This window comes from Fibrobacter sp. UWT2, assembly GCF_900142545.1.
Taxonomy (GTDB): Bacteria; Fibrobacterota; Fibrobacteria; order Fibrobacterales; family Fibrobacteraceae; genus Fibrobacter.
The window spans coordinates 74,593-88,464 of record NZ_FRBF01000002.1; the positions used below are offsets into that span (position 1 = coordinate 74,593).

At 52.2% G+C, this 13,872-nt stretch carries 5 protein-coding genes and 1 pseudogene; 3 read left to right on the forward strand and 3 right to left on the reverse strand.

What is annotated here, in order from left to right; translation table 11 throughout:
- Positions 1-58: 58 nt before the first annotated feature.
- On the forward strand, positions 59-7,315 hold the full coding sequence (locus BUA40_RS01575; RefSeq protein ID WP_143149653.1) for a tandem-95 repeat protein: 7,257 nt from the start codon (positions 59-61) through the stop codon (positions 7,313-7,315).
- Positions 7,316-7,385: 70 nt separating this feature from the next.
- On the opposite strand, the gene BUA40_RS01580 is transcribed toward BUA40_RS01575, so the two are convergent.
- On the reverse strand, positions 7,386-8,789 hold the full coding sequence (locus BUA40_RS01580) for a THUMP domain-containing class I SAM-dependent RNA methyltransferase (protein ID WP_072797567.1): 1,404 nt from the start codon (positions 8,787-8,789) through the stop codon (positions 7,386-7,388).
- A gap of 83 nt (positions 8,790-8,872) precedes the next feature.
- Here BUA40_RS01580 and BUA40_RS14880 point away from each other — a divergent pair.
- Positions 8,873-9,370, forward strand: a pseudogene (locus BUA40_RS14880) (DUF2062 domain-containing protein); the annotation flags it as partial.
- A 99-nt stretch (positions 9,371-9,469) separates the two neighbouring features.
- A complete protein-coding gene (locus BUA40_RS01585) occupies positions 9,470-10,714 on the forward strand; it encodes a DUF1015 domain-containing protein (RefSeq protein WP_369827579.1) in 1,245 nt (414 codons plus the stop codon).
- A gap of 106 nt (positions 10,715-10,820) precedes the next feature.
- Here BUA40_RS01585 and BUA40_RS01590 read toward each other — a convergent pair whose 3' ends face one another.
- Complete coding sequence (locus BUA40_RS01590; RefSeq protein ID WP_143149654.1) at positions 10,821-11,954, reverse strand: S26 family signal peptidase; 1,134 nt, start codon at positions 11,952-11,954, stop codon at positions 10,821-10,823.
- A gap of 1 nt (position 11,955) precedes the next feature.
- Positions 11,956-13,776 (reverse strand): translation elongation factor 4, encoded by a 1,821-nt coding sequence (gene lepA, locus BUA40_RS01595; protein WP_072797573.1) that lies wholly within the window; start codon positions 13,774-13,776, stop codon positions 11,956-11,958.
- Positions 13,777-13,872 lie beyond the last annotated feature (96 nt).

Here is a 13,872-nt window from a genome sequence, read left to right on the forward strand (position 1 = left end):
ACGTTTTTTGTGAAAGCAAAAGGTGTAATTGGAAGAAGAAATTTATGGGAGATCATAAATGAAACGAAAAAATTGGTCTGTAGCTGCCCTATTGGCGTCAGTCAGTATTCTGGCATCTGTAGGTATTGCTCAGGAGGAAAATAGTGCTCCTTCGGTTATGGGTATTCCAGGTGAATCCATTGACGAAGGCAAGAAGTTTGCTCCGATTAAGTTGGACAAGTATGTTACTGATGAGGACAAGGCTGAAAAAATCAAGTGGTCCGTGTCTGGAAACAAGCAACTTAAGGTATCCATTTCGCCCGATCGCGTAGCAACGATTGAAATCCCGAGCAAGTACTGGAACGGTTCTGAAGATATCACCTTTATCGCAACCGACACCAAGGGTGCCTCGGGTTCCGAAACGATCAACTTTAGTGTTGAATCCGTGAACAACCCGCCCGAAGTCAAGCAGATCCCTGACCAGACTATTGACGAAGGCAAGACTTTCACAAAGATCAAACTCGATGATTTCGTCACTGACCCGGACCACCCGAAGAACCAGATTTTGTGGGAATTCGACATCCAACCGGTGGGCAAGGATCAGGCTGAAGGCGACCTGAATGTGGAAATCGATCCGAACCGCGTCGCTTCCGTGATTATCCCGGACCAGAACTGGTACGGTTCCGCCAAGATCAAGTTTACGGCCACCGACGGCGAATACGCCAGCGCTTCTACGACCGCAAACTTCGTGGTGAAGCCCATTAACGACGCTCCGGTGATCAAGAAGATTCCGGACCAGACGATCGAAGAAAAGAACGAATTCGAATCCATTAGCCTCTCTGACTACGTGACTGACGTCGATGACGATGTCATGAAGCTCAAGTGGAGCATTTCGGGCAACAAGGACCTCAAGTTCGATATCGACAAGTACGGTTCTGCCAATATCAAGATCCCGAATGAATTCTGGAACGGCTCTGAAACCGTGACTTTCACGGCAACCGATGCTGCCGGTGCTTCTGCTAAGGCTACTGCCAAGTTCACCGTCAAGTCCGTGAACGATGCTCCTGAATTTGTGCAGGACGTCCAGGACCAGACGATCGAAGAAAAGCAGGAATTCAAGCCCATCGAACTGGACAAGCTGGTCAAGGATCCCGACCATCCTTTCGAACAACTTAAGTGGTCTGTTTCCGGTAACAAGGATCTTGCTGTGAACATTGCCGGCAAGACCGCTACCATCAAGATCCCGTCCAAGATGTGGAACGGCTCTGAATCCATCAAGTTCAAGGTTTGCGACCCGGCCGGCGCTTGCGCTGAATCCGAAAACAGCTTCACGGTGAACTCCGTGAACGATGTGCCGCAGCTCGTGAAGCAGATTCCGAACCAGAACATCGACGAAAAGAAGACCTTTGCTAAGATCAAGCTCGATGAATACGTGAAGGACGCCGACCACAAGAATTCTGAACTTTCTTGGGAAGCCGACGTGAAGCACCAGGGCAAGGAACCGCAGTCCGGTACTTTGTCTGTAAACATCGGTGATGACCACGTTGCTTCTATCGAAATTCCGGACCCGAGCTGGAACGGTACCGCTGTGGCAACCTTTACCGTGACTGACCCGGAAGGTGCTTCTGCCAAGCAGCAGGTGACATTTACTGTCAAGTCTATCAACGATATTCCGGTGTTCAAGAAGATTCCTGACCAGACTATCGAAGAAAAGAATGAATTCTCTTCTATCATGCTTGATGACTATCTCTCCGATGCCGACCACGATCTCTCCCAGTTGAAGATCGACATCGCAGGTAACAAGGACATCAAGGTTAACCTGAATAACAAGACTCGCGAAATTTCTTTCAAGACTCCGTCCGAACTCTGGAACGGTTCCGAAACCATTACCCTTACTGCAACTGACCCCGAAGGCGGCAAGGCTTCTACTCAGTTCAAGCTCGCTATCAAGTCCATCAACGACCCGCCGGTCATGAAGGACATTGCTGAACAGACCATCAAGGAAAAGGGTTCCTTCAAGCCGGTTGAACTCGACAAGTATGTCGAAGACCTCGACCACTCCAAGGACAAGCTGAAGTGGACTGTTACGGGTAACCGCGAACTCAAGGTGACTCTCGAAGGCCGCGTGATGAAGGTGACTCCGCCGAGCCCGCAGTGGAACGGTTCTGAAACCCTCACCATCAAGGTGACTGACCCGGAAGGTGCAACGGATGAACGCACTGTCGCATACACGGTTGAATCCGTGAACGACATTCCGGAATTCACGAAGCAGGTTGCTCCGCAGACCATCAAGGAAAAGGAACAGTTCAAGCCGATCAAGCTCGGCGAAATGGTTCGTGACCTCGATAACAAGCTCTCTGACCTTCAGTTCACTGTCGACGTGAAGTCCGCTAGCGGCAAGAACGCTGGCCTCACGGTTGAAATTGATGCCCAGCATGTGGCCACCATCAAGATTCCGAACAAGTACTGGAACGGTGCTGACGAAATCACCTTCACGGTTACCGACCCCGAAGGTGCCAAGGCTACCTCCAAGGCTCTCTTCACGGTGCAGTCTGTAAACGACGTGCCGACCCTGAAGAAGATTCCGGACCAGATGATCGAAGAAAAGCATGAATTTGCTTCTATCAAGCTCACCGACTACGCTTCCGATCCGGACCACAAGTTCGAACAGCTGAAGTGGAGTGTTGCTGGCAATAAGCAGTTGAAGATTGATATTGCCGGTGGTGTTGCCACCATCAAGATGCCGACCAAGAACTGGAACGGTTCTGAAAAGGTGACCTTCACGGTGACCGACCCGGAAGGCGCTTCTGCAAAGTCTGACGCCGTGTTCACGGTGAAGTCCATCAACGACGCTCCGGTCATGAAGGACATTGCTAACCAGACCATCAAGGAAAAGGGCGAATTCAAGCCTATCGAACTTGACAAGTTTGTGAGCGACGAAGACCATGACAACTCCAAGCTCAAGTGGACTGTTTCTGGTAACAAGGACCTGAAGGTCGTTATCGACCCGAAGCATGTCGCTACCATTACGACTCCGAACAAGTACTGGAACGGTACTGAAAAGATTACCTTCACTGTCACTGACCCGGAAGGTGCTTCCGACAAGCGTACGGTGACCTTCAAGGTTGAATCCGTGAACGATATTCCGGAATTCGTGAAGCCGATCAAGGATCAGAGCATTCCTGAAAAGCGCGAATTCGCAATCATCAACCTGAACGATATCGTGAAGGATGCCGACCACAAGCTCGATCAGCTCACTTGGAGCTTCGACGTGAAGCCGGCTAAGGGTGCCCCGAAGGGTTACACTCCGAAGCTGAAGGTGTCCGTTGATGGCCAGCGTATGGCCAAGATCGTGATTCCGGACAAGTACTGGAACGGTTCTGAAGAAATCACCTTCAAGGTGGAAGACCCGGATGGTGGCAAGGCTCATAGCACCGCTACCTTCACCGTGCAGTCCGTGAACGATGCTCCGACCATCGGCAAGATCGATGACCAGAACGTCAGGGAAAAGGAACAGTTCAAGTCCTTCAACCTCAAGCAGCTCGTCAAAGATCCGGACCATCCGTATGGCCGCCTCAAGATCGAAGTTACTGGCAACAAGGACCTCAAGGTTAATATTGACAACGAAGGCGTCGTGTCTATCAAGACTCCGAGCCCGATGTGGAACGGTAAGGAAACTTTGACCTTCACCGTGACCGACCCGGAAGGCGCTTCTGCTAAGGCTACGGCAGCCTTCTCCGTGCAGTCCATCAACGACCCGCCGATCATGAAGGATATTGCTAGCCAGACCATTAAGGAAAAGGGTAGCTTCAAGTCTATCGCTCTCGATAACTATGTCGAAGACCTCGATCACCCGAAGGCTAAGCTGAAGTGGAAGATCGAAGGTGCCAAGGAACTCAAGGTTGCTATGGACGCCAGCCACAATGTGTCTGTGCTGCCGCCGAACCCGTACTGGCACGGTTCTGAAACCGTCAAGTTCACTGTGACTGACCCGGAAGGCGCTTCTGATAGCCGCTCCGTGACCTTCACTGTTGAATCTGTGAACGATGCTCCGCAGTTCGTTCGCGAACTCAAGGATCAGTCCATCGACGAAAAGAGACAGTTCCAGCAGATCAAGCTCGACGATCTCGTGAAGGACCCGGACCACAAGAATTCCGAACTCAAGTGGACCTTCGATGTGAAGGCTAAGTCCGCTGCCGCTCCTGCCGCCAAGGGCAAGAAGGGCGCTGCTGCTGCCGAACCGGCAAGCAACAAGCCTGGCCTGAGCGTCAAGGTGGACCACAACCACGTTGCTACTATCGCTATTCCGGACAAGTACTGGAACGGTGCTGCCGACATTACCTTCACGGTCACTGACCCGGAAGGCGCAAAGGCTTCCAAGACCGCCCATTACGAAGTCCGTTCTATCAATGACCCGCCGGTTATTTCTTCTAGCGCTCCGCGTGGTGAATCCATCCGCGAAAACGGCGTCTTCAGAACGATTGACCTCACGAACCTTGCTTCTGACCCGGATCACAAGGCTTCTCAGCTCAAGTGGTCTGTCTCTGGCAACAAGTTCCTCAAGGTGACCATGCTCAAGGACAACACCGTGAAGGTGGCTGTGCCTGATGCTCAGTGGAACGGCAAGGAAACGGTGACCTTCACCGTGACCGACCCGGAAGGCGCTTCTGCCAACCACAAGATGCTCTTCGAAGTGTCTCGCGTGAACGATCCTCCTGTCATCTCCAAGAAGATTCCTGACCAGAAGATCAAGGAAAAGGAACTCTTCAAGCAGATCAAGCTTGACGAATACGTGAAGGACCCGGATAACAAGCCGAGCGAACTGAAGTGGACCGTTTCTGGCAACCGTCAGCTCAAGGCTGAAATTTCTCCGAGCCGCGTGCTCACCGTTTCTGCTCCGGATAAGAACTTCTGGTGCGCTCCGGAAACCATGGTCCTCATCGTGAAGGACCCGGATGGTGCTGAATCTTCTCAGACGGTGACCTTCGAAATCACTTCTGTGAACGATGCTCCGGTGCTCAAGAATATTCCGGACCAGAGAATCAAGGAAAAGGGTACGTTCAAGGAAATCGACCTGAACAAGTTCGTGAACGATCCTGACCACAAGCTTTCTGAACTCACTTGGTCCGTCAAGGTTGCCAAGGTGGGTGCCGCTCCTGCTCCGAAGCCGGCTAAGAAGCCTGCCAAGAAGGGCAAGAAGGGCAAGGAAGAAAAGGCTGAAGAACCGGCACCGGTTCCGGCTGACGAATTCCAGATCGAAATCGATAGCCGCAACATTGCTCGCGTGAAGATTGACAACAAGTACTGGAATGGCGAACGCAACGTGACCTTCACCGTGAAGGACCCGGAAGGCGCTTCTGATTCCAAGACTGTGAACTTCAAGGTTGAATCTGTGAACGACGCTCCGGAAATCAAGCCGATTCCTATCCAGAGCATCCAGGAAAAGGAACACTTCAAGCCGCTCGATCTCGCTCAGTTTATCTCTGACCCGGATCATCCGCTCTCCGCTTTGAAGATTGAAGTTGCTCCGGCCCGTTCTCTCAAGGCCTTCGTGAACGCCAAGAAGGAACTCGTCGTTACGACTCCGGACAAGTTCTGGAGCGGTACCGAAAAGATCAAGATCGACGTGTATGACCCGGAAGGTTCTCGTGCTTCTCAGCAGATTACCTACGAAGTCGTACCTGTGAACGATCCTCCGGTTGTGAAGCATATCGCTGGCCAGAGAGTCAAGGAAAAGGAACGCTTCGAAATTGTGGACCTCTCCAAGGTTGCCGAAGACCCGGATAACAAGCCGAATGAACTCCGTTGGACTGTTACTGGCAATAAGGACTTGAAGGTTGATATCAAGGGTAGCCGTGCCCAGATCCTGACTCCGAACCCGAACTGGTTCGGTAAGGAAACCCTCACCTTCACGGTGAAGGATATCGCCGGTGCCTCTGCTTCTACGCAGGCTACCTTCGAAGTGGTTGCCGTGAACGATCCTCCGACTCTCAAGCCGGTGCAGCCGTTCGTGATCGAAGAAAAGAAAACCTTCGCTCCGTTCGACTTCAGCAAGGTCGTTAGCGATCCGGATAACAAGCTCGATGAACTTGTGTGGACTCTCGACAACGAAGTTCCGGCCCTTAAGGGTAAGAAGGCTGGCAAGAACGGCCCGGCTGTGAAGCATGAAATCAACTTCTCTATCGACGAGAAGGGCGTGCTCCATGCTGAAACTCCGAACCCGTACTGGAACGGTATGGAAGTTGTGACTGTGAACGTGTTTGACCCGGCTGGCGAAAGCGCCTCTATCCAGGTGAAGTACACGGTGAAGCCCGTGAACGACCCGCCGATCGTGAAGGAAATTCCTGGCCAGGAAACCCTGCAGGGCACTACCTTCAAGCCGATCAAGCTCGACAACTATGTGTCTGACCCTGACCATAAGGTTAGCGAAATCCGTTGGGGCGTGACTGGCGCCAAGAACCTCGCTGTGCAGATTAACGGCAACCGCGAAGCTGTCGTGAAGCCGAAGAAGCCGGATTGGTTCGGTGACGAAACCCTCATCTTCACTGCTAAGGACCCGGCCGGCGCCTCTGATAAGGCTATGGTGAAGTTCGTGGTGAAGCATGTGAATGCCGCTCCGATTATGCGCGATATTCCTGACCACACGATCAAGGAAGACGACAACAACGGTGTGATCGCCGTGATCAAGCTCGACCAGTTTGCCCGCGATAAGGACAACCGCTTCGACGAACTCAAGTGGACCTTCACTGGCAACAAGTACTTGACCGTGAAGTATGACAAGTTCAAGAAGACCGCTACGGTTGCTCAGCCGCACCCGAACTGGAACGGCAAGCCGGAAAAGATCACCTTCACGGTGACCGACCCGGATGGCGCCAAGGCTTCTAAGTCTGCTCTCTTCACCGTGATTGCAGTGAACGACGCTCCTGTGGCTAACCCCCAGACTTACATGACTCAGGAAGGCGAAGAACTCAAGGTCTCTGCTTCTGAAGGTCTGATGTCCGGTGTGGTTGACCCGGATGGTGAAAAGCCGGTGTCTGTACAGCTGGTGATGAAGCCGCGCAACGGTAAGATCAACCTGAACGAACGTGACGGTTCCTTCACCTACATGCCGAACAAGGGCTTCAGCGGCCTTGACGAATTCAGCTTCAAGGTTCGTGACCCGGCTGGCCTCGCTTCTCAGGTGACTACTGCCGAAGTGAACGTCTCCTTCAAGATGAAGGACCTCCGCGGTGGTGATACCAAGAAGGCTGAAAAGAAGCCTGAAGTGAAGGAAGAACCGAAGGAAGAAGAAAAGGCTCCGGCTGCAGGCAAGAAAAAGCGCCGCAAGAGAAAGTAATTCCTTAAAAAGGATTGAATAATTTGAAAATCCCGCTCGTTGAGCGGGATTTTTTGTTGAGGGAAAATCTCTAGAGGCTTGCGATGAATGCGTTTAAGCTGAAGCCGCCGTGGCTTGTGGCAATGCACTTGGCATTTGCGTTGCGGGTGGGCGATAGCTCGGGGCATTCACGCAGCAGGTTTGCGGTGCAGGTGTAATGCGAGCCAGGGCGGCTGTCGTCTTTAGGTGCAAGGATTGCGACGGTTAGGGACTTGCCGAGCGGCTTGAGGGCGCGGGCGAGCTCGGCGAGTCGGCGGCCGATTTGAGTGTAAAGCTTAGGAGCGTCAAAGTCGAGGCGTTTGCCGTAGGGCGGATTCAGTACGATGATGGGGGCGATTTCGCCTGGGCAGGCTTCGGCAATTTCATTAGCGGTGTAGCTGAAGAAATCCTTGACTTGTGACGTAATCGGAGCTTGTTCGATGCTTGCAAGCGGCGAGCACTCTACATTGTGCTGAATGATTTCGGTCGCCTTAGGCGAAATGTCACTCGTGACGATTTTGAGAATGTTGCATTCATTCTCTCGTCTCTCGCCTTTAGTCTCTCGTCTAACCAAAAAATTCCACGTCGCTTCCTTAAAGGCGGGCTGATGTTTTAAGGCGAAATCGCGGCATTTGCCCGGAATGAGGCCGTTAGTCATGTATGCGGCTTCTAGGCTGAAGGTGCCGCTGCCTGCCATAAGATCGAGTAGACAGTAGGAAGTAGGAAGTAGACAGGATGGTGATTGTAGTGAACATGCTTCGAGAATCATTGCGGCGGCAATGGTTTCTTTGAGAGGAGCGTCGTTGACGAACCGTTCGTGGCCACGCTTGTAAAGTTCTTCGCCGGCAAGGTCCAGCCAAATGGTGCAGCGGTCGTCAATCAGTGTGATGTATAAGTGCTGTGTATTTGAGTGAGAATGCTGATTCCGGCCTACGCCGGAATGACTGTCGGCAGGTGAGTTGGTATGCTGATTCCGGCCTTCGCCGGAATGACTGTCGGCGAGGGAATGAATGACGTTGTGTAGGCGTTCTGCGATGGCGTCGCTGTGGTACAGGCGCGAATGCTTGCAGGTAACGTGAATGTTGATTCCTCTTTCGTCTCTCGTCTGTAGGGCGTTGCCCGTTCTCTTGTCTAAGTACAGTTCCCAAGGGATTTCGGCGGCTTTCTTTTCGAGTTCGCGGAAGTTTTCTGCCTTGAAGTCGGCGAGGTGCATAAGGATGCGGTTTGCGACGCGGCTGTAGGCGACAGCCTTCCATGCTTCGGTAATTTTGGCAAAAAATTCGATTTTCCCGTCGCCGGTTATATGCGGCGCACTTTCTTCGTCTGGAAATTCAAGCCCGAAAAGCGACAACTCGTAGGCGAGTGTAGCCTCGAAACCGAGGGGGGCTATCGCCAAAAAACGGTGCGGCTTTCCGATGACTTGCCGCTTGAGGCGCTTTTCTAGGTTTTCGTTCACGTCGTATTATTCTGGTTTCTATTACGGCAGGAATATAGAAAAAAGAAGAAAACTTAACTAAACTTTACTATATTTGGCACGCAATGATTCGATTTAAACATAAGCGTATTGACCGCAGCGAGTCGAAGTACAAGAGACTGAGCCGCATCTATTATAACCGCATGTTCCCTAAAAGGCAAGATGCGCTTAAGGTGGCTGGTTCGGTTGCTGCAGGCGTTTTTATTGGTATTTGGCCGACCATTGGTGTTGCGATTATTTTGACGGTGGCTTTTTGCGCCTTGTTCAGGCTCCCGAAGGTGCCGGGTATTGTGTCTTCTTTCGTGGCAAACCCGCTCACTCAGTTCGGTTTCTTTTACCCGTCGGGCTACGCTATCGGTTGTTGGCTTTTAAAGCCTGAAAAGATCAATTTTGATTTTCTTTCGGAGTTCGAAGGCCTTTCTTTTAAGAATTGCATATCGTTGATTACGCATCTTTGGCAGGATGCTTCCGGGCATTTGATCGCCTTTTTGGTGGGAATCACGATTGTAGCGGCTATTGGCGGCATTATATTCTTTTTCCTGGCCTATTTTATTGTAAATTATCGCAAGAAAAAGTGGCTGGATGCAAAGACAAGTTACATCCAGAGCTTGATTGCCGAAGACGAAGCTTTAATTAAAGCAGCACACAAAGGAAAACACCCTATGATGCACATTTACCCGTTCAAGGCGCTGCGCCCGGTGAATCCGGCCGAAGCCGAAACGATTTCCGCCCTCCCGTACGACGTGATGAACCGCGCCGAAGCAAAGGCCATGGCCGAAGGGCTCCCGCATTCCTACCTGCGCGTGACCCGTGCCGAACTGGAACTTCCTGATTCCGTGGATGCCTACGACCCGAAGGTTTACGCTCATGCTCGCGAAAACCTGGACAAGATGATTGCCGACGGCGTGATCGCTTACGACAAGAAGCCTTGCCTCTACGTTTATCGTCAGACCATGAACGGTCGCGAACAGTACGGTCTCGTTTGCTGCGTGCCCGCTGCTGACTATTTCAACGGCATTATCAAGAAGCACGAACTCACTCGCGCCGACAAGGAAGAAGACCGTCTGCGCCATGTGCTCGCTACTAACGCCAACACCGGTCCGGTGTTCCTGACCTACCGCGATCAGGGCCAGTTCGATGTGTTCGGTGCAGTGACCAAGCGTAAGCCCGTGTATGACTTCGTGAGCAAGGGTGACGGCTTTGGCCACACGGTTTGGATTATCGACGATGACGCCGAAATCGAAGCCATTCGCAAGTCTTTCGAAGCCGTTCCGGTAAGCTATATTGCCGACGGTCACCACCGCAGTGCTGCCGGTGCCCGCGCCGCCAGCTTCCGCGCTGAACAGAACCCGAACAACACCGGCGACGAAGAATACAACCGTTACCTCGCCATTCTCTTCCCGAGCACCCAGCTCAAGATCCTCGACTACAACCGCGTACTCAAGGACCTGAACGGCCGTACTCCGGAACAGCTCATGGACGAAATGAAGAAGGTGTTCGATATCGAAGCCCTCGACAAGATGCAGAGCCCGGCTAAGCAGAACCAGGTGAACTTCTACATGGGCGGCAAGTGGTATGCTTGCACGTTCAAGGCTGAATACCTCAAGAACCTCGGCCCGGTCGACAGCCTCGACGTGGCTCTCCTCCAGAAGCTTATCCTCAAGCCGCTCTTCGACATTGACGATCCGCGTACTTCCAAGCGCATCGACTTCGTCGGTGGCATCCGCGGTCTCGGCGAACTCGTGAAGCGCGTCGACAGCGGTGAATGCGCCTGTGCCTTCGCTATGTATCCGACGACTCTCGATCAGCTCATGAATATCGCCGACGCTGGCGAAATCATGCCGCCGAAGAGCACCTGGTTTGAACCCAAGCTCCGCGACGGTCTGCTGGTTCACTCGCTGGACTAATTGCTTAACAGGTTTGAGCGATGAGCTCGGAGCTAAAGCTCCTTTGAGTCCGTTTCGCTCAGAACTTAAAAAATGAGCCATAAGGTTTTACGCCTTATGGTTCTTTTCACTCCTCTTCTTCTTCTGGAGCTAGAAGCGAAAGTGCGTAGTCAATTGCCATCTTGGCGTAACGCTGAATGGGATAGATGACTTTTACCTTTAAGCGGTCGGGCCATTCCATGTAGAGCCCGATAAAGTCCTTGTGCGTAAAGTAGCCGAGTTCGCGGGAATCGGGGCAGTTGGAGCCCTTCAAGCAAGTCAGGTAATAGCAGTCTTCTTCGATCACAATCTTGTTCAGAGGCTCATCCAGATACTGTTCCGGTTCTTCTTCTTTTGCAGGGGCAGGCTTTGCCGGTGCTGCGACAGCAGAATCTTTTTTTGTGGTATCTTTTTGCGTCGTGTCGGCCTTTGCGGCTTTAACAGTATCTGCCTTAATGGAATCACCTACGGTAGAATCTGCAGAAGATGTGGGCGGGGGAGTGAGCTCAAGCTTGGCAGGCTTTAAGCGGAACAGTTCGCGCTTGATTTTGATGGGAGCGTTGCCCGGTTCGGCTTGACGGATCTGGAGCTCAATCAGGTAGCGGTCCTGCCACGGCAAGAAGTCGACTTCTTTAAGGCTCACCTGACGGTTTGCAATCTTGGTCGCACCCACGCGGTCAATGTTGATTTCGCGGTCACCTTGCCAGAGCGAAGACTTGATGGCAATCTTTTCGCCGTGCGTATGCAAGTAGGCGAGAATGTAGTCTTGCTCTACTTCGTTCAATTTGTCGAAATAAAGCGTGTCTCCGGCCTTGGGTACATAAATGGTCTTGCTCTGGATAAACGCATCTTCGCCTTTCCATTTGAAATTGCGGTGAGGCGTACGCACATACCCCTTGTCGGTAATTTCGATGGAATCACCCGGCATGGCAAGAACCTTGCGCACCATAGTCTCGCCGCTTTTGAGCGTGAGCCATACGATGTCTTGATCCTTGACTTGTGTCAGACACTGGGGGAGTTTGCACATCCAGTGAATGGACTGCTCCTTGAACTTGGGTGTCATAGACGCATCCATAATTTTGACGGGCGCAATGGCGTAAATGCGAGCGACAAAAGAGACTCCAACAACAATCAGCAAGAACAGGAACAACAGAAAGACATGGCTCTGCGAATTCTTTCGCTGAAGCCTTTTAACCTTTCTGGAAAGTCCTGACAAGAACAAATTAATCTCCGTTGTTGGTGGAGTTGTCGCTTAAAGAAAGTACGGCGAGGAATGCCTTCTGCGGCACTTCCACCGAGCCGATACTCTTCATGCGCTTCTTACCTTCTTTCTGCTTTTCAAGGAGCTTGCGCTTACGGGTAATGTCACCGCCATAGCACTTGGCAAGCACGTCCTTACGCACGGCCTTCACGGTCGAACGGCTAATGATCTTGCCGCCGATAGCACCCTGAATAGCCACGTCAAACTGCTGGCGCGGAATAAGGTCTTTAAGCTTCACGCAGATGGCGTTGGCATAAGTGTGAGCCTTGTCCTTGTGGATAATCACCGAGAAGGCATCCACCGGGTCGCCGTTCAAGAGAATATCAAGCTTCACCAAGTTGTTGCGTCTGTATTCGCTCGGGGCGTAGTCGAGGCCTGCATAGCCGCGGCTCACGGACTTGAGACGATCGTAGAAGTCAAACATGATTTCGGCGAGCGGCAGGTTGTACTTGAGAATCACCTTTTCTTCGTCGAGGTATTCCATCGTCTCGAATTCGCCGCGCTTTTCTTCGCAGAGCGTCATGAGCGCACCCACGAATTCCTTCGGCGTAAAGATCTGCGCCTTCACATAAGGTTCTTCGATGTGGTCGTAGCGGCTTGCATCCGGGAGCTTGGAGGGGCTTTCGATCTTCACCATCGTGCCGTCGCTCATGTACACGTGGTATTCCACGTTCGGTACGGTCGTGATGATGTCTACGTTGAATTCGCGGTCCAGACGTTCCTGCACGATTTCCATGTGCAAGAGTCCGAGGAAGCCCGTACGGAAACCGAAGCCGAGTGCTTCGGAAGTTTCCGGTTCCCAGCTCAAGGCCGAGTCGTTCAGGCGGAGCTTTTCCAGAGCTTCACGTAAGTCCTTATAATCTTCCGGATTGATGGGGTAGATACCGGAATAGATCATCGGCAGAATGTCTTTGTAGCCCGGGAGCGGTTCTGCGGCCGGGTTAGCGGAATCGGTGAGCGTGTCACCGATTTTCACATCGCTAATCGTCTTGACGTTTGCAAGAACGTAGCCCACCATGCCTTCCGAAAGTTCGGGACGCGGATCGCGGCGCATGCTGAAGGTTCCGACTTCGGTCACCATGTATTCGCCGCCGGTCTTCATCATCTTGATTTTCATGCCGGCCTTGAGGGTGCCTTCGACAATGCGGATGTAATTGATCACGCCGCGGTAGGAATCGTAAACGGAATCAAAGATAAGAGCCTTGAGAGGCTTTCCGCTGTCGCCCTTGGGGGCGGGAATTTCGTCGACGATCTTGTCCAGCACCTGTTCAACGTTCAGGCCGGTCTTTGCAGAAATGCGGGGAATCTTGTCGGGGTCGTAACCCAGGAGGTCGCCCACCAGCTGTGCAATGTGGTCGGGCTGGGCACCCGGCAGGTCTACCTTGTTCAGCACCGGAATGATTTCCAGGTCGTTTTCCAAGGCCAGATACAAGTTAGAAAGAGTCTGGGCTTCGATGCCCTGGCTTGCGTCCACCACCAGGATTGCACCTTCGCAAGCGGCCAGGGAGCGGCTAACTTCGTAAGTGAAGTCTACGTGCCCCGGCGTATCGATCATGTTCAGGATGTATTCCTTGCCGTCTTTTTCGTACACCATGCGAATGGCGTGTGCCTTGATGGTAATGCCACGTTCGCGTTCAAGATCCATGTCGTCCAAGAGCTGGTTCATCATCTCGTTCTTGGAGACGGTCTTGGTCAGTTCGATCATGCGGTCGGCAAGGGTTGATTTGCCGTGGTCAATATGGGCGATAATGCTGAAATTTCTGATGTTGTCGTTTTGCGGCATAGGTGCGATAAAATTATCGGGTGAATACTGCTATTTTTCGGGCTAAATATAGAAAATGCGCAAATGGGCTTTGACAAAAAAAGCTATATTAACGAT